At 65.4% G+C, this 26,436-nt stretch carries 25 protein-coding genes; 11 read left to right on the plus strand and 14 right to left on the minus strand.

The features are described from left to right. Nucleotides 1-71: 71 nt before the first annotated feature. Nucleotides 72-1,055 carry a transcription initiation factor IIB gene (locus RJT37_RS07545; RefSeq protein ID WP_311171142.1) on the minus strand — a complete coding sequence of 328 codons (984 nt, stop codon included), beginning with the start codon at nucleotides 1,053-1,055 and terminating at the stop codon, nucleotides 72-74. A 113-nt stretch (nucleotides 1,056-1,168) separates the two neighbouring features. Here RJT37_RS07545 and rnhA point away from each other — a divergent pair, with 113 nt between their 5' ends. Both rnhA and RJT37_RS07555 read left to right on the plus strand, forming a co-directional pair. Further along, a complete protein-coding gene (gene rnhA, locus RJT37_RS07550; RefSeq protein WP_313689112.1) occupies nucleotides 1,169-1,765 on the plus strand; it encodes a ribonuclease HI in 597 nt (198 codons plus the stop codon). Beyond that, nucleotides 1,758-2,423: a DUF7108 domain-containing protein gene (locus RJT37_RS07555; protein ID WP_313689113.1), complete on the plus strand. Its 666-nt coding sequence runs from the start codon at nucleotides 1,758-1,760 to the stop codon at nucleotides 2,421-2,423. The genes rnhA and RJT37_RS07555 overlap by 8 nt, the downstream gene beginning before the upstream one ends. 24 nt (nucleotides 2,424-2,447) lie before the next feature. On the opposite strand, the gene RJT37_RS07560 is transcribed toward RJT37_RS07555, so the two are convergent. Then, nucleotides 2,448-2,807: a PadR family transcriptional regulator gene (locus tag RJT37_RS07560; protein ID WP_313689115.1), complete on the minus strand. Its 360-nt coding sequence runs from the start codon at nucleotides 2,805-2,807 to the stop codon at nucleotides 2,448-2,450. A 294-nt stretch (nucleotides 2,808-3,101) separates the two neighbouring features. On the opposite strand from RJT37_RS07560, the gene RJT37_RS07565 reads away from it, so the two are divergent. The 4 genes from RJT37_RS07565 to RJT37_RS07580 all read left to right on the plus strand — a co-directional run bounded on the left by RJT37_RS07565 (nucleotide 3,102) and on the right by RJT37_RS07580 (nucleotide 5,845). Further along, the gene (locus tag RJT37_RS07565) at nucleotides 3,102-3,635 is read left to right on the plus strand and encodes an inorganic diphosphatase (RefSeq protein WP_311171137.1); all 534 of its coding nucleotides are present in this window, start codon (nucleotides 3,102-3,104) and stop codon (nucleotides 3,633-3,635) included. A gap of 122 nt (nucleotides 3,636-3,757) precedes the next feature. Further along, nucleotides 3,758-3,898 (plus strand): hypothetical protein, encoded by a 141-nt coding sequence (locus tag RJT37_RS07570; protein ID WP_313689116.1) that lies wholly within the window; start codon nucleotides 3,758-3,760, stop codon nucleotides 3,896-3,898. Nucleotides 3,899-4,051: 153 nt separating this feature from the next. Beyond that, complete coding sequence (locus RJT37_RS07575) at nucleotides 4,052-5,005, plus strand: rhomboid family intramembrane serine protease (protein WP_313689117.1); 954 nt, start codon at nucleotides 4,052-4,054, stop codon at nucleotides 5,003-5,005. A 6-nt stretch (nucleotides 5,006-5,011) separates the two neighbouring features. Further along, nucleotides 5,012-5,845, plus strand: a complete 834-nt coding sequence (locus RJT37_RS07580) for an endonuclease V (RefSeq protein ID WP_313689118.1) — start codon at nucleotides 5,012-5,014, stop codon at nucleotides 5,843-5,845. A gap of 59 nt (nucleotides 5,846-5,904) precedes the next feature. On the opposite strand, the gene RJT37_RS07585 is transcribed toward RJT37_RS07580, so the two are convergent. Further along, entirely contained in the window at nucleotides 5,905-8,025 is a 2,121-nt protein-coding gene (locus RJT37_RS07585; protein WP_313689120.1) for a hypothetical protein, read from the minus strand. Between the two features lie 176 nt (nucleotides 8,026-8,201). Between RJT37_RS07585 and thrS the strand changes: the two genes are divergently transcribed. Continuing rightward, on the plus strand, nucleotides 8,202-10,127 hold the full coding sequence (thrS, locus tag RJT37_RS07590) for a threonine--tRNA ligase (RefSeq protein ID WP_313689122.1): 1,926 nt from the start codon (nucleotides 8,202-8,204) through the stop codon (nucleotides 10,125-10,127). Between the two features lie 27 nt (nucleotides 10,128-10,154). Here thrS and RJT37_RS07595 read toward each other — a convergent pair whose 3' ends face one another. Beyond that, complete coding sequence (locus RJT37_RS07595; RefSeq protein WP_313689124.1) at nucleotides 10,155-11,228, minus strand: DMT family transporter; 1,074 nt, start codon at nucleotides 11,226-11,228, stop codon at nucleotides 10,155-10,157. A gap of 268 nt (nucleotides 11,229-11,496) precedes the next feature. On the opposite strand from RJT37_RS07595, the gene hflX reads away from it, so the two are divergent. Beyond that, nucleotides 11,497-12,852 (plus strand): GTPase HflX, encoded by a 1,356-nt coding sequence (gene hflX / locus RJT37_RS07600; protein ID WP_313689126.1) that lies wholly within the window; start codon nucleotides 11,497-11,499, stop codon nucleotides 12,850-12,852. A gap of 28 nt (nucleotides 12,853-12,880) precedes the next feature. Here the strand turns inward: hflX and moaC are convergent, their stop codons facing one another. Together moaC and RJT37_RS07610 are read right to left on the minus strand one after the other, a co-directional pair. Beyond that, the gene (gene moaC / locus RJT37_RS07605; RefSeq protein ID WP_313689127.1) at nucleotides 12,881-13,432 is read right to left on the minus strand and encodes a cyclic pyranopterin monophosphate synthase MoaC; all 552 of its coding nucleotides are present in this window, start codon (nucleotides 13,430-13,432) and stop codon (nucleotides 12,881-12,883) included. Further along, a complete protein-coding gene (locus RJT37_RS07610) occupies nucleotides 13,429-14,847 on the minus strand; it encodes an NAD(P)H-hydrate dehydratase (RefSeq protein WP_313689907.1) in 1,419 nt (472 codons plus the stop codon). The genes moaC and RJT37_RS07610 overlap by 4 nt, the downstream gene beginning before the upstream one ends. Nucleotides 14,848-15,044: 197 nt before the next feature. On the opposite strand from RJT37_RS07610, the gene RJT37_RS07615 reads away from it, so the two are divergent. Further along, nucleotides 15,045-15,413, plus strand: a complete 369-nt coding sequence (locus RJT37_RS07615; RefSeq protein WP_313689129.1) for an ArsR/SmtB family transcription factor — start codon at nucleotides 15,045-15,047, stop codon at nucleotides 15,411-15,413. A 64-nt stretch (nucleotides 15,414-15,477) separates the two neighbouring features. Then, a complete protein-coding gene (locus tag RJT37_RS07620) occupies nucleotides 15,478-17,874 on the plus strand; it encodes an ATP-dependent DNA helicase (protein WP_313689130.1) in 2,397 nt (798 codons plus the stop codon). 99 nt (nucleotides 17,875-17,973) lie between these two features. Here the strand turns inward: RJT37_RS07620 and RJT37_RS07625 are convergent, their stop codons facing one another. Further along, nucleotides 17,974-18,156, minus strand: a complete 183-nt coding sequence (locus RJT37_RS07625; RefSeq protein WP_313689909.1) for a DUF7576 family protein — start codon at nucleotides 18,154-18,156, stop codon at nucleotides 17,974-17,976. Between the two features lie 110 nt (nucleotides 18,157-18,266). Here RJT37_RS07625 and RJT37_RS07630 point away from each other — a divergent pair, with 110 nt between their 5' ends. Then, on the plus strand, nucleotides 18,267-18,488 hold the full coding sequence (locus RJT37_RS07630) for a DUF7511 domain-containing protein (protein ID WP_313689131.1): 222 nt from the start codon (nucleotides 18,267-18,269) through the stop codon (nucleotides 18,486-18,488). A 173-nt stretch (nucleotides 18,489-18,661) separates the two neighbouring features. Here RJT37_RS07630 and RJT37_RS07635 read toward each other — a convergent pair whose 3' ends face one another. From RJT37_RS07635 to RJT37_RS07665, 7 genes are read right to left on the minus strand one after another with little or no spacing between them, the layout of a single operon-like run. Next, nucleotides 18,662-19,738: a CheF family chemotaxis protein gene (locus RJT37_RS07635; protein ID WP_313689133.1), complete on the minus strand. Its 1,077-nt coding sequence runs from the start codon at nucleotides 19,736-19,738 to the stop codon at nucleotides 18,662-18,664. After that, nucleotides 19,735-21,498 carry an archaellar assembly protein FlaJ gene (flaJ, locus tag RJT37_RS07640; protein ID WP_313689135.1) on the minus strand — a complete coding sequence of 588 codons (1,764 nt, stop codon included), beginning with the start codon at nucleotides 21,496-21,498 and terminating at the stop codon, nucleotides 19,735-19,737. The genes RJT37_RS07635 and flaJ overlap by 4 nt, the downstream gene beginning before the upstream one ends. Further along, nucleotides 21,498-23,165 carry a type II/IV secretion system ATPase subunit gene (locus RJT37_RS07645; RefSeq protein WP_313689137.1) on the minus strand — a complete coding sequence of 556 codons (1,668 nt, stop codon included), beginning with the start codon at nucleotides 23,163-23,165 and terminating at the stop codon, nucleotides 21,498-21,500. Before RJT37_RS07645 ends, flaJ begins: the two co-directional genes overlap by 1 nt. Further along, a complete protein-coding gene (gene arlH / locus RJT37_RS07650; protein ID WP_313689138.1) occupies nucleotides 23,165-23,917 on the minus strand; it encodes an archaellum protein ArlH in 753 nt (250 codons plus the stop codon). Before arlH ends, RJT37_RS07645 begins: the two co-directional genes overlap by 1 nt. Then, the gene (gene arlG, locus RJT37_RS07655; protein ID WP_313689139.1) at nucleotides 23,914-24,366 is read right to left on the minus strand and encodes an archaellum stator protein ArlG; all 453 of its coding nucleotides are present in this window, start codon (nucleotides 24,364-24,366) and stop codon (nucleotides 23,914-23,916) included. The genes arlH and arlG overlap by 4 nt, the downstream gene beginning before the upstream one ends. Then, nucleotides 24,367-24,807 carry an archaellum stator protein ArlF gene (gene arlF / locus RJT37_RS07660; protein ID WP_313689140.1) on the minus strand — a complete coding sequence of 147 codons (441 nt, stop codon included), beginning with the start codon at nucleotides 24,805-24,807 and terminating at the stop codon, nucleotides 24,367-24,369. It abuts the gene before it with no gap. Then, entirely contained in the window at nucleotides 24,791-26,308 is a 1,518-nt protein-coding gene (locus tag RJT37_RS07665; RefSeq protein ID WP_390209021.1) for a flagella accessory protein C, read from the minus strand. Before RJT37_RS07665 ends, arlF begins: the two co-directional genes overlap by 17 nt. Nucleotides 26,309-26,436 lie beyond the last annotated feature (128 nt).

The raw sequence follows: 26,436 nt of genomic DNA on the forward strand, positions 1-26,436 counted from the left end.
AGTCGGCGCGCGGTTCGGGTACTCTTCTCATTGCCGGCGGAGAGCCCCCGTCAGAGCGGACCGTCCGACGCTTAGCTGTGGATGCCCATCGCTTCGATCTGCTCCTGGTAGCGGTTGCGGATGGTGACCTCGGTCACCTGCGCGACGTCGGCGACCTCGCGTTGGGTCTTCTTTTCGTTACACAGAAGCGACGCCGCGTAGATTGCTGCTGCGGCGAAGCCCGTGGGCGATTTCCCGGAGAGCAGTCCCTTCTCGGCCGTCGTCTCGATGATCTCGTCGGCCTTCGACTGGACCTCCTTCGAGAGGTCGAGTTCCGAGCAGAACCGTGGGACGTACTTCTTCGGGTCGACGGGCCGCATCTCCAGGCCTAACTCCTGTGAGATGTATCGGTACGTTCGTCCGATCTCCTTGCGTTCGACGCGTGAGACCTCGGAAATCTCTTCGAGCGAGCGGGGGATGCCCTCCTTTCGACAGGCGGCATAGAGCGCGGAGGTGGCAACACCCTCGATGGAGCGCCCGCGGATCAGATCCTCGTTGAGCGCCCGCCGGTAGATGACGGAGGCGACCTCCCGAACCGAGCGGGGGACCCCGAGCGCCGAGGCCATCCGATCGATTTCCGACAGGGCGAACTGCAGATTACGCTCGCCCGCGTCTTTCGTGCGGATGCGCTCCTGCCACTTCCGCAATCGGTGCATCTGCGAACGCTTCTCCGAGGAGAGCGATCGCCCGTAGGCGTCTTTGTCCTTCCAGTCGATCGTCGTCGTCAGCCCCTTGTCGTGCATCGTCTGCGTCGTGGGTGCGCCGACGCGGGACTTCTCCTGTCGCTCGGAGTGGTTGAACGCCCGCCACTCCGGCCCCGGGTCGATCTGTTCTTCCTCGACGACGATCCCGGTTGGCTCGTGGATGAGTTCCCCGTCTCCCGTCCGGACGAGATCTTCCTCGTCCATATCCTCGATGTCGATGTCGTCTTCAGCTTCGTCCGCCTCCTCCTCGCGTTCTCCCTGCCATCGCGTCCGGTCGACGTCCTGTTCCCGCTGGCGGGTGGGCCGTGTCATCGCATTTTTATATTCGCTATCTCGATAAACTTAAACCCTCGCTCCGTACGGGAAAACATCCGCACGGGCCCGGAGACCGAACCCTTCTTTCGTCCGCTCACCATCCCTCCACTATGCCGAGTATCGAGTGTGACCCTGACGTCGCCCGCGACCGACTGGAAGCCGCGGGCGTGAACGTCGAGCCGGGAAACACCGACTACGAGCGGTGGCGGGCCGAACGCGGCGAGGCCACGGCCGTCGCCTACGACGATACGGTCGTGGTGCAGGGCTCGCGGCCGACGGATCTCCTGCCGATGCTTCGTGCCGACGAGGGCGGGCGGGCGCACGTCTACTTCGACGGCGCGAGCCGCGGCAATCCGGGTCCGGCGGCGATCGGGTGGGTACTCGTCACGAGCGAGGGGATCGTCGCCGAGGGCGGCGAGCGGATCGGCGAGACGACGAACAACCGCGCCGAGTACGAGGCACTCGAGCGCGCGCTCGCGGCCGCTCGCGACTACGGGTTCGACGAAGTCGACGTCCGCGGGGACTCAGAGCTGATCGTCCGACAGATCCGCGGCGAGTACGACACGAACAACCCGGAACTGCGCGAGCGGCGCGTGCGGGTACTCGAACTCCTGGACGCGTTCGACCGGTGGACGATCGAGCACGTACCGAGAGAAGTAAACGACCGCGCCGACTCACTGGCAAACGAGGCGCTCGACGATGGCTGAGGAACACGGCGGCGATTCCGATCGATCGAGAGCCGGTAGCGAGTCGTCGGCGACGGCGGAGAGCGGGACGAACGCCGCGGACGGGAATGACTCGGAGGGCGCCGACGAACGGACCCCTGACGTCCCCGAGGAGGTGGTCTCGGAGGCCGAACGCCTGACGCGGCTGGCAGACGAGGCCGCGAAGGGGGCCGCCGCGGAAGCGTATCGGGAGCGACGGGAGGAACTCGTCACAGACCACGACTACACTGCGCGCGTCCGCGAGGAGGACGACACGCTGATTTTGTACCCCGACGAGTGGGTCGACGACGGCACGGTCCAGTTCGACCGCATCGAGGACACCGACCGGGCGGTCGAGGTGTCGCTGTCGGGACCGGACCAGAGTGCCGAGTGGGAAGCAGTCGAAGCGAGAAACGAGGCGATCATCGAGGCTGTGGAAGAAGCGTACGGCCCGGCGCACGCGGCGAACGTCCGCGCCTTTGCGGATTTTATGGGGAACCACTATCTGAAGTCCGTCGCCGACGCGACGGCGGACGAAAGAGAGGAGTTCCTCACGGAGTATTATCCACGGAACGTGTGGCCGTCAGCCGAGCAGGAATCCATCGTCGCCGAGAGCGTCGACGTCGTTGCCGACGTCGCCGACGACGTGCCCGGAACCTGATCGGCTGACGACCGAGACGACGCGTTACCGGTAGGATTCGACGAGGTCGACGACTTCGTCGGCGCGTTCGTCGTCGCTTACGAACTTCGCGAGCATCCAGTCGAACTGGTCGATGAGGGCGTCGTGGCCCGCCTCGGTCAGTTCGTACTGGTTGGTCCGCTTGTCGAGTTCGCTTTTCTCGACTAATCCCATCTCGACGAGGTCGTCGAGGTTGGGGTAGAGTCGACCGTGGTTCACTTCAGTCCCGTAGTACTCCTCGAGACGCCGTTTGATCGCGAGTCCGTACATCGGCTCCTCTGAGAGGATGACGAGGATGTTCTGTTGAAACGCGGTAAGGTCGCGTACCACGCTCACTTCGCCAGCAACTGCTTGTGCCTCTGACATACCTGGTAGGATGGTGCCGGGATATTTAACCTTTCTCACCGATATTCAGAAATGAAATTCTACCGCCAAACGGCGCTCTCACGGCCATTAGACGTCGTTTCCGCAGTCTCAGGCCATCAATCTCCCACCGAACTGTGACAGCTGTTCTTCTCTGAGGATTCCCCGGAGAATAGCGCGGGACTATCCAAAGAGAAACGGTGGCAGTCTCTTCCTGCCGACCCAGTTGTCCCGAGAAATCCTTCGGGTCAGCGCCGATGCGAAAGGATTTTTTGCTCGTTCGGAAACAGACGAGGTATGACGAACCTCTGGGAAGAGATGGAGACGGGCCCGGACGCGCCGGACATCGTCTATGCGGTCATCGAGTGTCTGAAAGGCGAACGGAACAAATACGAGTACGACAAGGACGTCCCCGGTGTCGTGTTGGACCGCGTCCTGCACTCGAACGTGCATTACCCCTCCGACTACGGGTTCCTGCCACAGACGTACTACGACGACGGCGATCCGTTCGACATCCTCGTCCTGGTCGAGGATCAAACGTTCCCGGGCTGTATCATCGAGGCGCGTCCGGTCGCGATGATGAAGATGGACGACGACGGCGAGAAAGACGACAAGGTCATCGCCGTCCCCGACGAGGACCCGCGCTACGACCACGTCCAGGACGTCGACGATCTCACCGACCAGCAGAAGGCCGAGATCTCGGAGTTCTTCGAGACCTACAAGAACCTCGAAGCGGGCAAGGAGACGGAGACGCTCGGGTGGGAAGACGCCGCCGCGGCGAAAGACGCCATCGAGCACGCGATGGACCTCTACGAGGAAGAGTTCGCGTAACCGCCTCGCGACGCGTGTTATTCGAATCCGGCTTATTTTTCCCAGTAATCACGGCTGCGTTCCGGGATACGTTATGCGTATGGGTAATTATTTGCGTATGGACCGCCTACGTCTAACTGACTATGGCCGCAAGCACCACTACGCACCTCGGCGTCGCGCATCCGACGGTCGTCCCCGAGAACTTCCGCCGGACGGACGACGACGAGGCCACGGCCGAGGAGTCCGGAGAAGACGAGTCGACTCCGGAGTCGGCATCGCAGTGATCGAAACGCGGCCGAACCCCCGTCGGGATTCGGGGACAGCCCGGCAAACACTGTTTTCCGGACCGCTGTGAACGGGCGGTCAAACGACACTCCCCCTGTCGGACGGACACGAGGAGGGAACCGCTTTTACTCCCGCCGTCACTACAGTCGGTGATGGCTACCTGCGACGAGTGCGGGGCACACGAGAATATGCCGTACCAGTGCAGTCGGTGCGGGCAGACGTTCTGTGCCGAACACCGTCTCCCGGAGAACCACGACTGTCCGGGTCTCAACGACTGGAACGATCCCTCCGGCGTCTTCGACAGCGGGTTCGACGACAGCGTCAGCAACCGTAGCAGTACGTCGGATTCCCGGAGTCTCCTCGATCGAGTCACCGGAACCGGCGGGCCGCTCGGGTACTTCCGGGGCAATATGAGCTACGTCTTCCTCGGGGCGATGTGGGTGACGTTCGGATTGCAGTTTTTCGTCTTCCCCCTGCTGCTCGGTGCTTCACCCCGGAGCGAACTCTGGCAGGCGGTGTTCGTGCTCTCACCCGGCCAGATCGGCTACGTCTGGACGTGGTTCACCTCGATCTTCGCGCACGGCGGCTTCACCCACATCGCGTTCAACAGCATCGCGCTGTACTTCTTCGGGCCGGTCGTCGAGCGGTACCTGGATACGAAACGCTTCACAGCGCTTTTCTTCGGCGCAGGCATCGTCGCGGGGCTCGCGCAGGTGCTTTCGACGCTCCTGACGGCCGGGCCCTTCGGGGCGGGCGTCGTGGGCGCCTCCGGTGCGATCATGGGCGTGTTGGGCGTGCTCACCGTATTGAATCCGAACCTGAAGGTGTATCTGTACTTCATCATCCCGATGCCGCTGTGGGTCCTCACGTTCGGCTTCGCCGCGTTCAGCATCGTCGCGGGCTTCGGCGTCGCCGGCGGCGGCGGCGCGATCGGCGGCAACGTCGCCCACCTCGCACACCTCGCTGGCCTGTTCGTTGGCCTCGCCTACGGCGTGCGCGTGAAAGGCCGCGTCGGCGTCCCGGAGTCCCTCCAGTTCGGCGGCGGTGGCGGCGGCAGAGGCGGCCCGGGTGGCCCTGGCGGCCCGGGCGGTCCCGGCCGGTACTAACCGCGGATGCGCCCAGTCTACTCCGAGTTCGTCCCCGACGCGACGGCGACTCGCGAGGAGATGGAATCGCTCCAGTGCGACGTGGCCGCGGCAGCGACGTGGACCGACGAGTTCGCGTTCGATCCGGCCGCCGTCTCGCGGTCTGAAGGCGAACAACTCACTGAGTGGATCGACGGACCGGACGACGCCCCCGCGTCGCCGTCGGCCGAGGCACCGCTCGTCGCCGGCGTCGATCAGGCGTTCCTCGACGACCGGGCGGTGAGCGTCGTCGTCGTCCGCCGCGGGGAGACGGTCGTCGAGCGGGCCCACGCCGTGACCGAACTCGAGATTCCATACATACCCGGCCTACTGGCCTTCCGCGAAGGCGGGCCGATCCTCGCCGCGTTTGCGGCACTGGATTGCCACCCCGACCTCGCTGTCTTCGACGGCAGCGGCCGGATCCACTATCGCCAGGCGGGACTTGCGACCCACATCGGCGTGACCCTCGATGTCCCGAGTGTCGGCGTCGCAAAGGGACTGCTGTGCGGGCGCCCGGCAGCGGATCCCGACGGCCGGCCGGAAGGCTGGCGAACGGAGATCCTGGCCGACGAGGACGTCGAAAACGCCGCGCCGGGCACGCCAATCGGCCACGCGTTCCAGTCCCGGCAGTACGACTCGCGACCGATCGTGAATCCGATCTACGTCAGCCCCGGCCACCGGGTGAGCGTCGGGACCGCGACGGATCTGGTCGAGAACCTGTGTGCCGGATACAAACTCCCGGAACCGACCCGCCTCGCGGACGCGTATGCGGACGAAGTGAAACGCGAGTATTCGGATCGCGCTGAGGAGTCGACCGATTGAGGCCGGGTCTTCCACGGCGACTGCCCCGCCGGTCATCTGGCGGGCGCGGAACGGGCCCGTCAGTAAATCTTGTTTCCACAGCCGGGACACCACTCCGGGAGCCCGTAGTCGTCGAGGTCGTTCCCGCACGACGCACAGACGGGGTCCTCGCGGGTGTTGATCCGCGATTCGCTCCGGATCGGGGCCGCCTCGATCCGGTCGAGGGCGCCCGCGACGCGCTCTTGGACGTAGTCGCCGGCTCCGAGTTCCCTGTCTTCGGCCTCGGCGTAGAGGTCACAGAGTGGTTCGACCGCCTCCGTCGCGTCGAGGTGGCCGAGCGCCGTCGCCGCGGCGCCGCAGATGGTGTAGTGGAACTCCTCGAAATCGAGGAGGGTGATCAGATCCGGAATCGACGAAGAGAGGTGGTCGGGGTCCGACTCGGCGAGGTCGGCCGCGGCCTGCGTCATCGTCTCCAGATACGGGCCGTTCTCCGATCGCAACCCCTCGGTGATCGGAATCGGGTCCATCGCCCCGCGTCGGACGAGCGTCGCAATCAGGTCCGCAACGGTTTCTCGGACTAATGGATAGAGCGAACCGACTTGGGTCGACGTGGGAGCGATCGGTAATCCGCCGTTTCCGGCCGCCCGGAGGTACGCCTCCCGTCCCTCGGAGACCGCGGCCGGTGCGTGCTCCGAGAGCGTGAGCAGCAGCTCCGAGACGGTCTGATCGCAGTCACACCCGACAACCCCGGGAGCGGTGGGCGTCTTATCCGGATCCAGAACCTCGATCAGCGACGGAATCGCAGGACTCACCGCTTCGGGATCGTCCTCGACGTAGGCAGTGAGGAACTCCACGGTCGGCTCGACGAACGTCACACGATCCAGTTCGTGACGCAGTCCACACATCTCACACTCCGTGCTTTCCGCCGGCACGTCCTCGCGGTCGAGTTCCCGCTCCAGCGCGGCGATAACCTCGGGAAGTGCGGGGCGGACCCGCTCGGGGGCCACCGCCGAGAGTTCTTCGAGTAGGCGAAGGAATCCGTGTTCCTCGTGTCGGCCGTACTCATTCGGAATAAACTCGTCGCCGTCCGTCCCCTCCGACGCGCCGTCGAATAGCTCCATCACGTCGGTTACGACATCTGTCGAACTGGACCGCTCCCGTCCGTTGAACGCCGTCTCGACGACGGTGAGAACCGCGCTCAGCTCCGCCTCACACGCCCACGGCTGGGTGTTTATGCGTTCGATCAGCGTCGGGAGCGCGTCGATCGCCGACCCTAACTGGTCCGGTTCCACCTGCCACCCGGAGAACGGATATTCGGCCAAAGCGTGTGCGGCATACGTCCGTACGTCGTCGTTTGCTACGTCCAGAAGCGCGACCAACTCCTCGAACTCGGCCGCCGAAAGCGGGTGGTTGCTGTCGAACTGAAACGACTGCTCCGGTCTAGCTACGACGGCCCCCCACCACTTCGCTGCCCGAACTGCCATCTCTTCGGTCGCGACCTTCGATCCGCACTGCGGGCAGTACTTCGGCTTCTCGTACCGGTCCAGGTTCGCGTGACATTCCGAACAGAACGCTGGGAACGACTCCGATCCGTCGCTTGCGGGAGCCGTCGCTTCTCCCTCGTCGGCGCCCGGAGGCCTCGGGGTCATCGACACACGCGGCGATTCCTCGTAGCGGCTCGGATCCCACCGGAGGGTCGTCGGCCGCTCTGCTCCCGGCGGTGTGACAGTCAACTCCAGCGGGTCGGGGGCTTCGGCCTCGGCGTTATCGGGGTACGGAGAAACAACCGGGGCGGTCTCGTTGCCGGCGAAGAGCCCGTAGGCGTACGTGTGCGTCAGCAGTCCGACGACGGTCTCTCCCGCGTTGAGACGCTCCCGTTCAGCGAACAGCCGCAACAGGCTCGTCTGCGTCTCGCCGCGGTGGGTGTAGTGGTGCTCGACGGCGTCCTCACGGCCGACCAGGCTCGGAAAGTGGACGTCAGCCGGATCCGGGAGTGACAGTGCCGACTCCGCGGTGTTCCGCAGCACGACCACGAGGTGTTGCACGCCGACGCCGGTGTACCCCTCGACCTTCCGCCCGCCGAGTCTCGGCGGATTCACCCGTTTGCTCGAAAAGAGACCCTCCTCCGGAGCGGCGACCGTGATTTCTGCCCCGTCGACCGCGACCGTCTCACCGATCTGGTGGACGTCTGCTGTGTTCACACGGGTGCGTCGGTCCAAAGTGTAATAATTTCTGCCTATCTCCGATCGTGAGGACGTTCCGGACGCCGATCGTGAAAGACGAGAGCCGGCGGGATGGGTGAAAACCGGAAGGTGCTTCACTGGCTCCGTTCGGCGACTCGAAAACACTTATTCGTGCGCTCGCACTCCCAACGCGTATGAGCGAAATCGTTGTTCGCCTCCCCGACGGCTCGGAACTGTCCGTCGCGGAGGACGCGACGGTCGAAGACGTCGCCTACGAGATCGGACCCGGCCTGGGACGCGACACGGTTGCGGGTGTCGTCGACGGCGAACTCGTCGACAAGGCAGCCCCCGTCCACGACGACGCCGAGATCGTGATCGTCACCGAGGATAGCGACGAGTACCTCCGGGTGCTCAGACACTCGGCGGCGCACGTGTTCGCCCAGGCGCTACAGCGGCTCTACCCCGAAGCGAAACTCGCGATCGGTCCCCCGACCGACGAGGGCTTCTACTACGACGTCGCGGGCGTCGATCTCGACGCCGACGACCTAGAGCGGATCGAAGCGGAAATGGAGACGATCCTCGAGGAGGATCTCCCCATCGAGCGGGAACTCCGGCCGCGAGAGGAGGCGCTCGCGACCTACGAGGACAACCGGTACAAGCGGGAGATCCTCGACGAGGAAGCAGCGTGCGAGGATCCCGTCTCCTTCTACGTCCAGGGCGACTTCGAGGACCTCTGTCAGGGGCCCCACGTCGACTCGACCGGCGAGATCGGCGCGGTGAAACTGCTCAACATCTCCTCGGCGTACTGGCGCGGTGACGAGGACAACGACACGCTGACGCGCGTCTACGGAACGGCCTTCGAGTCCGAATCGGACCTCGAAGAGTACCTGACGCTCCGGGAGGAGGCCAAAGAACGCGACCACCGGAAGCTCGGACAGGAACTGGATCTGTTTTCGATCCCCGACGTCACGGGCCCGGGACTGCCGCTGTATCACCCCAACGGCAAGAAGATCCTCGACGAACTGTCGTCGTACGCCCGCTCGCTCAACGTCGACGCCGGCTACGACCCCGTCGAGACGCCGCACCTCTTCCGGACGGAACTGTGGAAGAAGTCGGGCCACTACGACAACTACGTCGACGATATGTTCCTCCTCGACGTCAACGACGAGGAGTACGGCCTGAAACCGATGAACTGTCCGGGTCACGCCACCATCTTCGACGAGAACTCGTGGTCCTACCGCGACCTGCCCGTCCGGTACTTCGAGGACGGCAAGGTGTACCGCAAAGAGCAGCGCGGCGAACTCTCAGGGCTCTCGCGGGTCTGGTCGTTCACCATCGACGACGGCCACCTGTTCTGTCGCCCCGATCAGATCGAACGCGAGGTCAACCAGGTGATGGATGCCATTTACGACGTCCTCGACACCTTCGACCTCGACGCCCACGTCGCGCTGGCGACCCGCCCGGAGAAGTCCGTCGGCGGCGACGAGATCTGGGAGCGGGCGGAGGCGGACCTCCGGACGGTGCTTGAGAACCAGGGCATCGACTACGACCTCGAACCCGGCGACGGCGCCTTCTACGGGCCGAAGATCGACTTCGCGTTCGAGGACGCCCTCGGTCGCAAGTGGGACGGCCCCACCGTCCAACTCGACTTCAATATGCCCGAGCGGTTCGAGCTCACCTACACGGGCGAGGACAACGCCGACCACCGGCCGGTGATGATCCACCGGGCGCTGTACGGCTCCTACGAGCGGTTCTTTATGGTCCTGATCGAGCACTTCGACGGGAAGTTCCCGCTGTGGCTCGCGCCCGAGCAGGTCCGGATCCTCCCGATCAGCGACGACCAGCTGGGCTACGCCCACCGCGTGAAGAACGAACTCGACGGCTTCCGGGTGTCCGTCGAGGACCGCTCGTGGACGCTCGGCCGGAAGATACGGGAGGCCCAGGAGGACCGCGTCCCGTATATGGTGATCGTCGGCGGCGACGAACAGGAGGCTGAGACCATCTCAGTGCGCGATCGGAAGGAACGCGAGCGCGGCGACGTCGACGTCGAGACGTTCCGTGCGCACCTCGAATCCGAGTACGAGGAAAAGCGGCTGGAGCCGGATTTCATCGACAGCTAGCGTTTTTCGACTGCCGACCCGCCTCGATCAGTCGGCGTCCTGTCCGAATCCCACCGCCGAGGTGCCGGTGTCGTTGCAGTCAGGATCGTGGCCGTAGTACACCGCGCGACCGTTGCAGCGCAGCCATCGGAGCCGACGCTCAAAGCGGACCTGGAGTGCGAACGGTCCAGGGGACTGTACGCCAGCGACCCCGACCCGAGCCCGGACGGTCTCGTGTTTGACCAGCAGGAACCCGGCGAAGATGCCGAGAAAGCCCGCGACTGTCGTCGGGCTCACCGTCTGCCCGAGGAGGGCCCAGCCGCCGAGGGCGGCAACGATCGGCTGAAAGTAGCTGACAAGGTTGCTCTCGGCCGGGCCGATCCGCTCGTGGAGCGCGAAGTAGACGAGGAAACCGACGACGCCCGAAAAGAGCGTCAGGTACGCGAGCGCCGCCAGTGCCGCGCCGGTCCACTCGACGGCGGCGGGCGACTCCTCGCGCGCCAGCGACCCGGCGAAGAGCGCGGCCGCGCCGAGGAGCATCGCCCAGCCCTGCATCGAGACGTCGGCGAGGGCCGTCCGCAGCGGCGTCGACAGCACTGATCCCAGCGCGAAGGCCGCGGCGGCGACGAAGAGGAGGCCGATTCCGTAGACGTCGGCCGAAAGCAGGTTCGAGAGATCCAGGTCGGCGACGACGGCGACGCCGAGGAGACCGACCAGGAAGCCGCCGGCCACGAGCGCGTCCAGCGAGTCGTCCAGGAGGGCCGCAGCGAAGGCGGCGGTGAGGATCGGCGAGAGGCTGACGACGACCGCGGCGACCGGCCCGGGGACGGATAGCTGGCCGACGTACAGCAGCGCGTGGTACCCGAAGACCAGAAAGAGGCCGACGACGGCGACGTTCAACCACTCGGTTCGGCCGTGCGGTCGTACGCGATCGGTCGTGACGGCGGCATACCCGAGAACCAGCATCCCGGCGAGGGCGTAGCGAACTGCTGCGAAGTACAGCGGCGGGACGTGTCGGAGCCCGGCCTCGATCGCCACGAACGACAGCCCCCAGACGGTCGCGAGGACGAGAAAGAGGGTCGCGTCGGACGGAAGAAACCGGGAACGAATTCGGCGTGTCATAGAGATATCTTCGTTATGACTCGGTAATGTTTAAACTTCACTACAATAGACGAATCGAAAGTGGTTTTAAAATCCACTGAAGTGGGGAATGTTGAGTAGCAATCGATGATGACGGATTTACCTGAAGATAGCGGCCAGACGCTCCGGCGATCGAGAGAGTCCGTGGACCACCTCCCGCACCGGACAGCGTTCAAGTGGTTCGACCACCTACCTTCAGGTAGACAGTGCAGGTGACCACCCCCGAGACCGCCGCTGCCGTGGTGCACGAATGAGCGGAGACAGCCCGGTCGTCGTCGCAAAACGGGTCGACGGCGGCGAGAACGCCGACCTGAGTGAGATCACCGATCTGGCGCGAGCCGCCGGCTACGAGGTCGTCGGCCGACTCTCGCAGTCCCGGACAGAGGACGCCGCCTACCACTTCGGCGAGGGCAAAGTCGAGGAACTCGCCGAACTGGTGGCCGAGACCGGCGCCGAGGCGGTCATCGTCGACAACCGTCTTGGACCGTACCAGACCTTCAACATCGGCGGCAAACTCCCGACGGGAGTCGAGGTGATCGATCGCTTCACGCTGATTCTGGAAATCTTCGGCCAGCGGGCCAACACCCGGAAGGCGCAACTTCAGGTCGAACTCGCGGAACTCCGCTACGAACTGCCGCGCGCCGAGGCGAAGGCCTCGCTCGCAAAGCGCGACGAACGCCCCGGATTTATGGGGCTCGGCGAGTACGACGAGAGCCGCGAACGGGACATCAAAGCGCAGATCTCGCGCATCAAGGAGGAACTCGACGGGATCGCCGACAAGGAGGAGACGCGTCGCGAGCAGCGCCGGGAGTCGGGCTTCGACCTCGTTGCGCTCGCGGGCTACACCAACGCCGGGAAGTCGACCCTGATGCGCCGGCTCGCAGACGACCTCGACGTCACCGAAAACGAGGATCTCCACCCCGACCTCGACCCCACCGCGGAATCCGAAGACCGTCTGTTCACCACGCTCGGCACGACGACCCGCCGGGCCGACACCGGAACGCGGGACATCCTGCTGACGGACACCGTCGGGTTCATCTCCGATCTGCCCCACTGGCTCGTGGAGTCCTTCGAGTCAACGCTGGATTCGGTCTATCGTGCGGATCTCGTCTTGCTTGTCGTCGACGCATCCGAGTCGATCGAGGAGATGCGCGAGAAACTCGTGACCTGCCACGACACGCTCTACGAGCGCAACGAGGCGCCGATCGTCACCGTCCTCAACAAGATCGACCGCGTCGACGAGGCGGAACTCGAAAAAAAGCGATCGGCGCTGGACGCCCTCGCGCCGAACCCCGTCGCCGTCTCGGGGCTCACCGGGGAGAACATCGAAGCGCTGACCGAACGGATCGAGGCGGAACTCCCCGATTGGCGCGAGGAACGGCTGTTGCTCCCGCTGTCGGACGACGCGATGAGTCTCGTCTCGTGGCTCTACGACCACGGGGACGTCGAGCGCGAGGAGTACACCGGCGAGGAGGTGCTCGTCGAGTTCTCCGCCCGCCCGGCAGTGATCGAACAGGCGCGGTCGAAGGCGGCAGACGTTCGTGCGCCGGCAGCAGCGGGAGAGGGGCCGGAGGCCGACTCCGAAGCCAGTATCGACGGGCGGTAGTCGGCGCGTCGCCACCCTTCAGGCCCGACTATCCGTCCGCGTCGATCCGCCGCTTCTCCTTCGAGACCACCTCGACGTCGGTGATCGCCGTCCCGGGATACTGCCCCTCCTCGTCCTTCTCGGCGGCTTTCACCATATCCCAGACGATGTTCAGCCCGGTCGTCACGCCCTCCAGGGCCTCCATCTCGCAGCCGGTCTTGCCGGTCGTCTCGACGGCGACAGTCAGGGTGACGTGGGCCTCCCCGACGTCGAAGTCGGTGTCGACGTTCGTGATCGGAATCTGGTGACACATCGGGATCGTCTCCCAGGTGTGTTTGACAGCCTGGATCGCGCCGATCCGTGCGGTCGCGAGCACGTCTCCCTTGTCGATGCCGTCCGCCCGGATCGCATCGATAGTCGACGACGAGAGGTGGATCGTCCCGCGTGCGACCGCGCGGCGGTTCGTGTCTGGCTTCTCGCCCACGTCGACCATCTGGACGTCACCCGAGTCGTCGACGTGGGTGAGGTCGGCGTCGGCGGCGTTTCCTGTTTCCTCGCGCTGTGCATCGGTCGTCGCGTCGTCGGGTTCGTTCGTGGTCATTGTCCGTCCTCCCAGAGCGCCGCGGGCAGTCGATCGATCAGGTCCGTCGCCAGCAGGCCGTGCCCAGCGTCCTCGACGGCGGCGTCCCCGGCGCGGCCGTTCGCGTAGGCCCCGACGGCGGCCGCCTGCAACGGTGAGAGCACGCACGCGAGCGCGCCGGTGGCGCCCGCGAGTACGTCACCGGTGCCGCCGACGGTCATCCCCGGGTTGCCGGTCCGATTCACGCGCGTCGTCTCGCCGTCGGAGATCACGTCGTATGGGCCTTTCACCAGCAGGACGTCTCCGAGGTCCGCCGCGAACCCGGCAACCGAATCCGCCCGGCGTCGCCAGTCGTCGTCAGCCTCGCCGCCCATTCGCCGGAACTCACCCCGATGCGGGGTGCAGATCAGCGTCGCCTCGGTCTCGACGTTCGGCACGACCGACAGGGCGTCAGCGTCGACGACCGCGGTCCCGTCGTACGCTTCCAGAAGGTCACCCACCGCCGCGAGCGTCTCTTCGTGGTTGCCCAGCCCCGGACCGAGCACCAGAACATCGTGTTCGGCGGCGAGCGACGCGACCTCTGGGACCTGCGCCGAGGTGAGACGCTCACCGTCGTACGGCCGCAGGATGAGGTTCTCGCTGAAACCCTGGATCTCCCGGGCGACACTGTCCGGGCAGGCGACGCGGACGAGATCAGCGCCCGCACGAAGCGCCGCCTGGGCCGCCAGCGCGGGCGCTCCCGTATAGGGGCCGCCTCCCACGACCAGCACCTCACCGAAGTCGCCCTTGTGACTCTCTGCGGGCCGGTCGAGCGTCAGCAGGTCGCCCGGTCCGGTGAACTGCTCCGCGGCCGCTGGGATGCCGATGTCCGCGACCGTTACGGTGGTGTCCAGTTCTGCCAGGCCGGGCTTCTCGTCGTGGAACGTCACGACGTGGTCGGCTTCGACTGCGACGCCCGGCGCGTCCCCGGTGTCGGCGTCGATGCCCGACGGGACGTCTACCGAGAGAACCGTGGCGTCGCGGTCGTTCATCGCCCGCGCGGCCGTCGCAGCGGGATCCCGCAGCGCGCCGGTCACGCCCGTGCCGAGCATCGCGTCGACGACGACGTCCGGGTCGTCCAGGTCGAGAGCGGTCGAGTCGGTCACCGCGCGCGTGTCGTACTCGGCCGCCTGCAGCGCCTCCCAGTTTTCCCGGGCGATGTCAGTGGTGACCGTCTCCGGGCGGCCGAGCAGGTGGACGGAGACGTCGTACTCGTCGAGAAACCGGGCTGCGACGAGCGCGTCACCGCCGTTGTTGCCACGGCCAGCCACGATAGCCACCGTCGCTCCCGGATCCGCCAGCCGTCGCACCTCGCCGGCAACGGCGTTGCCGCTCGACTCCATCAGTTGCTTCCGCGGGACGCCGAGTGCCTCGGCGTTGCGATCGACCGCGGCCATCCGCTCGCTCGTGATCATCGTCCGTAGTTCGGCCCGACGCGGCCTAAATCCGGTGGGTGTCGGCGCTTCAGTGCTGCTTACTGCCCCGGGTGAACGCTAATCGACAGACAGAAAGGTGTGACTGGACCGATCACGCGTGACCGAGGTTGTATCAGATATCCGAAATGTTTAGGTAGACGAGGCCGAAACCGATGGATATGTCGGGGCTGTTACCGTCGGAGACCAACCGACGTGTCGGCGACGAGGACGGGGAGGTCCGAGTCCTCCCCCTGGAAGACGAGGAAGCGGCGCAACTGATCGACTGTCTCGCCGTCGACACCGCCCGCGCGACACTCGCCGCCCTGCAGGACGAGGCGGCGACCGCCTCCGAACTCGCAGACGCAGTCAACACGTCGCTGCAGAACGTCAGACACCACCTCGAGAAGCTCCGGGAGGCCGGACTCATCCGGGTGATCGGTACGAAGTACTCGGTGAAAGGCCGGGAGATGAAGGTGTACGCGCCGACCCGGGATTCGCTTGTGGTCTGCGTCGGGGGCGCCACGGACCGGTTCGCTTCTGCAGAGTAGCGACGTCGACTGATCTCCCGCCGGACGTTTTTATCCGAGGCCGCGACCACTCACCGACACCGATATGAGCGCGGCGGCGTCACTGACGGACGTGAGTTGGCAGGCGGTCTTCGGCCACGACGAACCGTACCCCGAACAAGCCGACGGCATCGACGCCGCCATCGACGCGGCCGCGGGGAACGGCTTTCTGGTCGTCGAGGGCGCCTGCGGCACCGGGAAGACGATGCTCGCGCTCACCGCGGGGATCGACCGCGTCCGCGACCCCGACTCCGACTACGAGCGCGTGCTCGTGTTGACGAGCGTCAAGCAGCAGCTCCGGCAGTTCGAAGAGGACCTCGGCACGATCAACGCGAACCTCCCCGAGGAGTGGTCGCCTATCTCCGGACTGACGCTCCTCGGGAAGGCAGACGTCTGTCCGTACAGCCGCGAGGGCGTTGCCGGCATCGACGACGAGACCGTCTACGACCGCTGTGAGGGACTGCGCGAGCGCACCCGGAACCTGGTCGGAGACGGCGGCGAGACCTCGACCGGAACGCTGGTCTCGGAGGCGCGGGCAGCCCAGACGGGCCTGCTCGACTCGGGGACGACTGACGGCCCCGACTACCTCTCGACGGCCGGCGAGCCGACGCCCTACCTCCCCGAGACTGCCGAGTACGGCGACACGGAGTACTGTCCGTTCTACGCGACGTTCCTCGACGACGTTCCCGAGGACGGCGACCCGGTCGAAGCGGTTCCGTTCGACGTCACCGAGCGCGGGCACATCGATGCCGAGGAACTCGTGCGACTGAGCGCGGGTTACGGGACCTGCCCGCACTCGGTGATGGGCGCGCTCCTCCCACACGTCGAGGTCGTCCTCGGCAACTACTACCACGCGTTCGACCCGCAGACGGTGGGGTCGTTCACGGGCGCGCTGCTCGACGAGGAGACGTTCGTCGTCTGCGACGAGGCCCATATGCTCGAACCGCGCGTCCGCGACCTGGTGAGCGACGGCGTGGGAGAGACGACGCTTCGGGACGCCGAGAACGAACTCACGCGGGTGATCCAGCCCGTCGAGTTCGCCGACGCCGGGAAGTCGGCGTCGACGGGCGACGCCGGCAGCGCCGACGCCGACCTGGTTCGCGGGGAACTCGAAGAATCGGACGTGACGCTGCGCGAACTCCGCGAGACCCGCGAGTTCGTCTCGGCCCTCCGCTCGGAGATCGACCGGCACGTTCGGGCTCATCTCGACCGGACGCTGCCGGACTGGCGCGCGGACCTCACGCGACTCGACGACGCGGAGATGCCGCTGCGGGATCCCGAAACCCCCGGCATCGACGAACTGACCGAGTGGGCCGAGAGCGAGGGCTACGACGAAGCGGCGTGGCTGCGCGCCGAGTCGGTCGGGGCCGTCGTCGCCCGCATCCTCAACGAGGCCGAGGACGAGGACGTCCGCCGGGCCGCCCCGGCCGTGGGGCGAACGCTCGCAAACTGGGCGCGGGCCGACCACGTGGCGTACTTCCGCGCGCTCGAATTAGAGCGGACCTGGGACGAGACCGAGGGGCCGAACTCCTGGCGGCGCGCCTACAACGCCCGCCTCGCGCTCCACAACTGCGTCCCCGGCGAAGCCATCGCCGACCGCCTCGGGGAGTTCGGCGGCGGCGTCCTGATGTCGGCAACGTTAGAACCGATGGACATCTTCCGCGAGGTCACAGGACTGGACGCCCTCGCGGCCGCAGGCCGGCCGATCGAAGAGCGGACCTACGGCCTGTCGTTTCCGGAGGGGAACCGGGCCTCCTTCGCGGTCGATACGCCGAAGTTCACTCACGAGAATCGCGGCGCGCCCGGGGAGTCGAACCCAACCCGCCGCGCGTACGTCGACGCGGTCGCGGAGATCGCACGGTCGCCGGGGAACGTCCTGGTGGGGATGCCGAACTACGCGGAGGCGGCGTGGATGGCCGAGGCGCTGAAAGCACGTCTCGACCGGCCGGTGCTGCTGGATGAATCCTCAGGCGACGACACGACCGAGGCGCTGAAAGCGGAGTTCTTCGACGGCGAGCCGAAGGTACTCGTGACCAGCCTTCGCGGAACACTCACCGAAGGCGTCGACTACCGCGGCGACCGGCTCGCGGCCGCCGCGGTCTGCGGTGTTCCCATCATCGACACGTCGAGCCCGCGGACGCGCGCGGTGAAAACTGCGTACGACCGCCGGTTCGGATCCGACGGCGAGGGCGGTCGCAGCGGCTTCGAGACGGCGCTGACCGTCCCCGCGGTGCGGAAGGCGCGCCAGGCGATCGGCCGCGTCATCCGCGGGCCGGAGGAAGTCGGGATCCGGGCGCTCGTCGACGCGCGCTACGCTCGCGAGTCGTGGGACAGCGTCCGCGAGTATCTCCCGCCGGCCGAGCGCGCGGAGTTCGGCCCGGTGACTCCGGACCTGCTCGGCCACGGCGTTGATCGGTTCTGGTCGGCTGACGATAGTGAGTAAGGCGACCGTTGCAGGTCGGAGATCGAAGGCGAGTGGCGACAACCGCAGAACGGACGTCGATGGCGAATAACCTGCTAACCGCAGATCGTTGCGACGCCGCTATCCGTCGTACGCCGCTTTGCACTCGTCGGAACAGAAATGCCGGTGTCGGGCGCGTCCGTCCTCGACCCAGGTGACGACGCGGTGTGTCGGCGACTGAATGATCTTCTCGCCGCAGGTCGCACAGACTGGGGCGTCGTCCTCGTCGACGTCCTCTCCGAGGTCCGAAGTCGGATCTACCATCTCCCCGGATGTGTCGTGTGCGTCCACTTTAGTCCGTCCCAGCCGGCGGAACTTGCCTGCCAACGGCAGGGATATAGCCTTCGGACGATTCGATCCGACTGTGGGTGCCGATGTCAGAGTCTCCCGCTGATACTCCGCGTCGCTCGCCGCCCCAGAGCGCCGACAACGAGGACGCGCCTCGCGAGATCGACCTCCACAGCGTCGTCGTCCGGTTTGACGGACAGCCGGACCGATGCACTGTCTACCCCACGCGGGAGTGTTGCTGTACACGCACCGATGCCTGGCTGACGGCCGACGCCGACGCCTTCATCGCGCTCGATGCGATGCGATGACGCGATCGATGGGCCGATCTCCAGGGCTCTACTCCGGCTCCTGAAACCGTGTTGCCCGCGACAGCGGCTCCTGAAACTGTGTTGCCCGCGACAATGGCTCCCGAACCCGTGTTGCCCGCGACAGCGGCTCCTGATCGACCCGCGGTTTCCGGACGCGACACAGACAGTCCGTTTCAAACGTTGATGTCCTCGAATTCCTCGTTGACGATGAACCGTCCCTGCGGCGTGAGATCGACCGGCGGTTCCTCGTCGGTGATGAGGTCGTCCTCGTGGAGCGACTCCAGCCGGGCGTCCAGTTCGGCCTCGTCGATGTCGAGCAGCGAGGCCAGGTCGATCTCCTCGCTGGTCGAGTACAGCCCCACCAGCACCTCGAGTTCGTGCTCCTCGACGTCGACGTCGCGGACGTCGCTTTTGATCCAGTGGTAGATCAACCGCAAGTAGCGGCCGAGGATGTTCATTTTCCGCCGCGAGCCCATCGTGATCTCGGAGGTGACGGTCTGTCCCTCCTGGACGTGCTGGACCGAGAGCACAAGGTTCGTCTCGCCGTCGGCATCGGTCCGCTCCATCACCTCGAAGAAGATGACCGACGCGAGGTCGATCGAGACCGGATCGTCCTTCTCCAGCAAGTCGCCGCCGGTGAACGAAACCGACTCGTAGTCCAGGTGGAGACCGGCCCGCCGCTGGGGGGTGTCCATCACCCGACCGCCCACCTTCGCGGGATGCGTCACGAGCGCGGTCGACCCGTTGAGCGTCGCCCGGAAGAGCAAAAGTGAGAACTTCTCGATGGTCTCGCGGTCGCCGCCGATGACGGTCGTCCGGCGGTAGTCGCCGTCGACGTACCCCACCATCACGGTGTAGTCGAAGAACTCCTCGACCTCCGGGGGCACCTGCCCGACCGCGATGTCGAAGATGGCCGCGATCGGGATCGTCGTCTTCGCCTCGGAAGTCGCAAGCACGAGCCGTCGTTCGCTCATCAACACCCGTCCCTTCGTCGGGTCGAAGGCGGCGTCGCCGCCAGCGACGAAGTTCGCGATGAAGTCGACGACGATAGACTCCCCGCCGACGGTGCGAGCCGAGTCGCCCCCGTCTCCGCTCTCGGACCCCGACTTCGACTCCCCACGGGACCCCGACTCCGCGTCGCTGTCGCCGTTCTGTTTCCGGTAGGCTTCGAGGAGCTCCGACCGTTTGCTGGCAGCTTCACCGTGCTCGGAGGTCCCGCCGTCTCCGCCCTCTGAATCCGTCGAGGTCATACACTGATCAGCGCTCCTGCCAGCGAGCTCGTCAGTACTGCGCTTCCGGCACCGATCCACACGAGGACGACGAAGTGGAGGTAGGCGTTGACCTTGTGCCCGCCGTCGACCATCCGAATCATCAGCGCCGACAGGACGGCGTTGAACAGGATGATCATCGAGAGCAGGTACTCGATCACCGGGATGTTGTAGACGCCCGCGTAGATGATCTGGCCGAACTCGAACTGTGCGAGGTTCAGATCCGAGGAGAACGTCGCGAGGATCTCGACGACCTCCAGTCCGATGAAGAAGGCAAAGGACGCCGAGGCGGTGATGCCGTAGAGGACACCGATCAGCGTCACGGTCGCCTGGTCACGCTGGCGCCGGAGTTTGATCACCTCGTTCATGTTCTCCGAAATCAGCTCCCCCAGCTGCTTGGGCGTCCCACCCATCTGCCGTCCGACCAAATACATCTCGGAGAACTTCTGGATGAGGTAGGAACTGGTCTCGGCGGTGAAGAAAAACCACGAGCGGTCGGGCTCGACCCGCATATTCAACCGGCTGTAAAGCCGATCGATCTCGCGGGAGAGGATGCCGAAGTCCTTCTCCCGAAGCGTCTCTAAGACCGCCCGCGTCGTCGACTGCTTCGCGCTCTCTGAGGCACCCAGCGCCCGGATGAAGCCCGGATACTCCTCGTCGCGCTCTTTGATACTGTTCTCGTGGTGGCGAGCCACGAGCCCCGGGACTGCAAGCGGCGTCAGCGGCGCCGCAATCAGGATCGGGATCGGCATATCCAACATTACAGTCTGCACCGCCTGTCCGACGGGCGTCCAGCCCACGGTGCCGGTCCCGAGGAGGACGATGAAAAATAGCGCCAGCGCCACCGACCCGTAGAGTGCAATATCGATCTGGCGGTCCATCTTCGTGCGGTACTCCTCCTGCTGGTACCACAGCGGGTCGTGCGGCGAAATCGTCCTGATGACGTAATAAAAGCCCAGTTGCACGAAAATGAAGAGCACGATGACCGCCGCGATGGTCATCGTCGCGTCCGTCCCAGTGAGGATGGGCAGCACGATGGCGTTGATGATCGCGAACGTCATCGACAGGATCATCGAGAGATAGAGGTCTTTCATAACCTCCAAGTTCCCTAGCGCGCCCTCGTAGACGGTGATGTAGCGCTGGATCATCGTCTGCTGCTCGCCGAGCAGGAAGTCATCCAGGCTCTGCCCGGCGTTCAGGGAGTATGCGAGCCGATCGAAGAAGTCGCCGAGTTCCTTCGAGGGAACGGCGCGGGACCGCCGCTGCAACGCGTCGTCGAGCGACTGGTTCCACGTGTCGACCAGTTCGGTGACCCGGCGCATCTCGACGGCCAGTTCGCCGTACTCCTTCTGACGGCCGAGCTGTCTGAACACCTCCACACGGTCGATGTTCGTCGTCGACAGCACCGTCAGGTGGGTGATGACGAGGTGGAGCTGGTTTTCAAGCCCGCGGCGCTGGTCTTCCACGAGCAACCGCGGGTACAACATCCCGGCCAAAAGCATCAGCGCCCCAAGGAGGAAAATCGGGATCCTGACCAACACCGGCAGCGGGAGCGTGACCGCGCCGCCGACGCCGAGGAGGAAAAGCAGGACCGTCGGCGCCAGGACCGTGATGAGGTACTTCCGGTTGTCCATCGGCATCCGCTCGTAGGCGTCGAGGACCGACGACGCGAACTGGCGTAGTTGCCGCTTTTGTGCCCCGAATCCGACGTCCGGCTCCGGTTCGGTCCCTGTTTCGCTCATCAGTCGACCCTCGTCATATCGAAGGGAATGCCCTCCGTGCCGTCGCGCTGAAAGTCCTCGATGAACTCGTTGACCTCGTGGTAGCCGACGATGTTCTCCTGGATCGCCCGTCGGATGAGTTCCGCGCGGAACTCGATGTCCTCGTAGATCTGCCGCGTGTCGTCGTAGCCGAGCAGCGTCGCGATCTTCTCCTCCATAATGTAGGAGTTGTTCCGGCCCTGAAAGACGATCTCGTCCTCGACGGGATCCCAGTAGAACGCCTCGCGGGTGACGACGCCGCCCATCTCCTTGGAGTACCCCTCGATCTCCTGGACCGAGGTGACGCGACGGAGCGTCTCGTCGCCCCGCTTGACGCGGTTCTGGAACAGCGCGATGTCGGCGTTCGACATGAACGTCTCGGGGACGTTGATCGGATCGCCCGTGAACCGCTGGATCATCGAGACGATGTCCGAGGCGTGGAACGTCAGCATCACCGGGTGGCCGGTCTGGGCCGCCTGGAACGCCATCCGGCCCTCTTCGCCACGGACCTCTCCCACGATGATGTAGTCCGGGCGGGACCGCAGGGCGGCGGCGACGAGGTCGAACATATCGACCTCCGAGTCCGCGCCGCGCCCCTCGCGGGTGAGGAGTTGCTGCCAGGTGTTGTGCGGCGGCAGGACCTCCGCGGTGTCCTCCGCGGTGTAGATCTTCGAGTCCCGCGGGATGAACGACGTGATGGCGTTCAGCGTCGTCGTCTTCCCCGAGGCCGTCTCGCCGACGACGAACACCGTCCGCTCGTTCTCTAAGGCGATCCAGAGATACGCCGCCAACTCCGGCGAGAGGGTGCCCCACTTCGTGATCTGGAAGATCGAAAGCGGCACGTCGTCGCCCTGCCGGATCGTCAGCGAAGATCCCTTCAGCGAGACGTCGTCGGAGTAGATGATGTTGATACGCGACCCGTCCGGCAGCGTCGAGTCGACGATGGGGTGGGCGTCAGAGACGGGGTCGCCGATCCGTTCGCCCATATTCCGGAGCCAGTTGTCGTACTGCTCCGCGGAGTCGAACTCGACGGTGGTTTCGAGCAGCCCGAACTCCCCGTGGTCGACGTCGACCTGCCGGGGCCCGATGACGTGAATGTCCTCGTTGGCGGGGTCGCGCATAATCGGCTCGAGCGGTCCGAGACCGACGATATCGCGGATGAGCCGGTACCGGACTTTCTCGTAGGTCTCCTCGGTGATCTCCAGGGGCCCGAGTTCGAGGCGCTGGACGAGTTCGGCGAGTCGCCCGTCGTGTTCGTCTTCCAGAACGACGATCTCCTCTAAAAGTTCGCGGATCCGATCCTCGTACTCGGTGTCGTCGGTCGGCGCGGGCTTCGTCACCGACCGCTCGAGCAGTTTGTCCTTGACCTGCCCGAAGACCTCCCGTTCGTCGTCTTCGAGTTCCGGCTCGATGGTGTAATACTTGGTCGTCTCGCCGAAGTTCCCGTATACCTGCGAGTAGATCGGCCCGCCGAGGTGGTAGATGATGTTCGGCCGGCGCGACTCGTAGCCGTCCGGCTCGTCGACGAGCATCGGGAACTCGCCGGTGATCTGCCGGAAGCGCTTGAGATGCTCGCGCAGGTGTTTCCACTGCTGGGCGTGCTGCTTCAGTTCGCTGTCGATCTTCGCTGAGCCGTGTTCGGTAGCCATCAGGCAACACTCCTGGATTCGATGACGATTCCGATGCCCGATCGGACCGAGAAGCCGATCCGGTCACCGACCTGTTCGCCCATCCCGGCGAACCGCTTGACGAAGATGTTCCGCCGCACGTCGTTGCCCACCTCGACCATCTCTAACTCGAGATAGACGTCAGCGATCGACCGGAAGGGGCCGATCGCCTCCTCGTCGACTGTCGAGGGGTCGACCGTGAGAACGATCGTCTTGCCTTTGGTGGTCAGATCGCGGAAGAACGAGATGATCTCCAGGGCGGCCTGCCGTTCCTCGTTCTGCCGGACCAGCGCCTCGAACTTGGGGTCGTTCCGCAGGATGGCGTCGAACGTGTCGACGAGGATGACGTCGGCGTTCCACATCGTCTCGGCCTCCATCATCCGCTTGAGGAGTTGTTTGCGCTCGTCGTCGGATTCGCTGCCGGTCAGCGTCCCCGAAGCGTCGATCTCGGCGGGGATGAAGAGCATCTCCTCGTCGAGCATCGGTTTCACCATATCGTACGTCAGCGAGTGCATCTGGTCCAGGAAGCCACGAACGCCCAACTCCGTCGAAACGAGCGTCGTGACGATGTCCTCCTGAGTGAACCCGTAGGTGAACCGCTGGGAGAGAACGCTCTTGCCGGCCCCGTAGTCGCCCTCGATGAGGACGATCGAGCCGACTGGGAGCCCCCCGCCGAGTTCCTTCTCCAGTCGATCGTGCTCCTGCAGTCCGATCGAGTACTGATTCGAGCTCATCGGTTGAAACGGAACACCTCCTCGTCGCCGTCGACGGTCAGCGTCACCCGGTGATCGCCCGACCCCAAATCGAGGTCGCCGATCGTGACTTCGACAACCCCGTGTGGCGTCCAGTCGTCGCCGCTGCCGTCGGCGACGGAGACGGATACGTTCGTGCGGTACTGCGCGTCGACGATGACGTCGAACGTCTCGCCAGTCGCCGGCAACGTCCGGTCACCCGTGTTCTTGACGTACAGCGCGATCGTGTTCGTGTCGCTGTCGTACACGCCGCTCTCGGAGTCGCTGATCACCTCGATATCGGTCCGGATGTTCTCTGCGACGTCCGCGCCCCGGTCGTCGAGTGCCCCGCTGATCCCGGTGACAGTGTCGATCAGGACGCCCGCCACGCCCGCCGCGATGACGATGCTCGCGATGAACAGGATCAGACTGGGCACCGAGACGTCGGCCATTCAGCTCACCTCGACGGTCGTGTTGCTCGCTGCGACCCCGTTCTCGGCGACCACCTTGACGCGGTCGGGCTGATCGATACCGCTGACGTGGAGCACGAGGGAGCTATCGGGCGCCCACACGTCCGTCGAGCCGTCCTCGTCGACGGTGGTCGAATCCGGCTGGACCAGCGCGTTGTCGACGAGTAGGCTCGTCTCCTCGACCGACAGCGTCGTCGTCCCCATATTGGTCACGGTGATATCCAGATTCGATTCGCTATCGTTGTAGACCACTTCCGTCACCCCGATTTCGGTGTTCTGACGGTCGAGGAGGTCCTCTCTGTCTTCCTCTTGGGCTTCGGCGATCTGTTCTGCGGTCCCTGCGGCGGCCGAATACAGCGTCCCAGTCGCGACGAGCACCCCGAGGAAGATGATCGCAGTCGAGCCGCTAACGCCGAATCCCACGGGAACCCCCTCCGAGCGTCGACAGTTCCTCCAGAAGGCGGGACTCGTCGACATCACCGGCCAGCCGGCTGATGTAGGTCAGGCTCTCCCTGTGGTGCTCGACGCGCAGTTCTTCGGGCCGTTCCGTCTCGCCCGCGGTGGCGGCGTTGCGCACGTGTTCGCTCATCGTCCGCTCGACCTGCCGGGTGATCCAGCCCTGTGTCCGGTACTGGCGCAAGGCGCGTGCGGCGCCGATTGCCCCGCCGACGTCGACCAGGAACCGCGCCCACTCGAGCACGGCTGACTCGGCGGTGTACCGGGCCGGAAGTGCACTCAGGTACGCGTCGGTGTCGGCGGGCTGCTGTGCGCCTCGCCGATTCGTCGCCGCGCCGTTCCGAGCCGCATCCGCCTCGGCTGCGTCCGCGGCGGCGTTCGTCTGCGCAGCCGGCTTGGCAACACCATTCGTCGCCTCGTCGGTTTCTTCGGTCTCGAAGAGAGAGTCGTCGGGTTTGACTTCCTCAGCGCTCTCGGCTTCGACGACCGTCTCGGCTTCGTCTTCGACGGCGTCTGCCTCGGCATCGGCGTCCGCACCGTCGATATCCTCGGCGAACGCCTCATCGATGTCGCCGTCGAACTCCTCGTCGAGGTTCTCGCCGGTCAGGGCGTCTTCGATCTCGTCTTCGGCGGCCGCTTCGTCGTCTTCGGCGGCCGCTCCGTCGTCATCCTCGTCCTCGAAGCCGCCTTCCTCCTCGTATTGGGACTTCAGTTCGTCGAAGCTCGCACCTCCGCCGCCACTGTCGCTATCCTCGTCGTCGCCTTCCTCGTCCCCACTGTCGAGTGCTGCCGCAGGGTCGTCGCCGTCGTCGGCGTCGGTGAGTTCGTCCTCGGCGGCGAGTTCGGCCTCGTCCTCCTCGGCCTCGAGGTCCCCGAAGTCCTCGTCGAAGAACTCCTCGGCGTCGGCGCTCGCGACGTCGGGGTCGAGACTCTCCTCTTCTTCCTCTTCCATATCGAAGAGGCCGAACGCACCGTCGCTTTCGAGGCCGCCCATCTCGCGGGCGTCGTCCACGAAGGGGTTGATTCCACGGGTCACCATCTCGTAGATGTCCAGCAGCTTCCGGATGGTGTCGTCGAGTTCCTCGACGGTCTCGCCGATCTGTTTGTTCTCCTCCCGGACCGTGTTCATCCCCGAGGAGATGGAACTGACCTCGTTTTCCATCTCCGAGAGGCGGTCTTCGATCTCCGCGACCCGGTCGGCGTCGACGCCGGAGCCGCCGAGGTCGCCGCCGTCGTCGAATCCCCCCATTTCGCCGCCGTCGTCGAACCCCTCCATTTCGCCGTCGAAATCGTCCATCTCGGCGTCAAATTCGCCGTCGAAGTCGTCGCCTTCGCCGTCGAAATCGTCGATGCCGCCGTCGAGGCCGCCCATATCGTCGTCGAGTTCCTCGTCGAATCCGAGACCGTCAGTCGCGATGGTGTCTGACTCCTCGTCGCCGTCGCCGTCCATCCAGTCCATCACGCCCATCCATCGACCCTCCTGTGACTGCTGCCCCTCGCTCCGCCGCGCGACCGGCGGGAACCCGAACTGCGCCCCCACAGACGCCCCAAACGCGCGGTCTGACCGGTCCGACCGTCCGGCCTCGGTGGAACTGG

The sequence above is a fragment of the Halobellus marinus genome (assembly GCF_032113415.1).
GTDB lineage: Archaea > Halobacteriota > Halobacteria > Halobacteriales > Haloferacaceae > Haloquadratum > Haloquadratum marinus.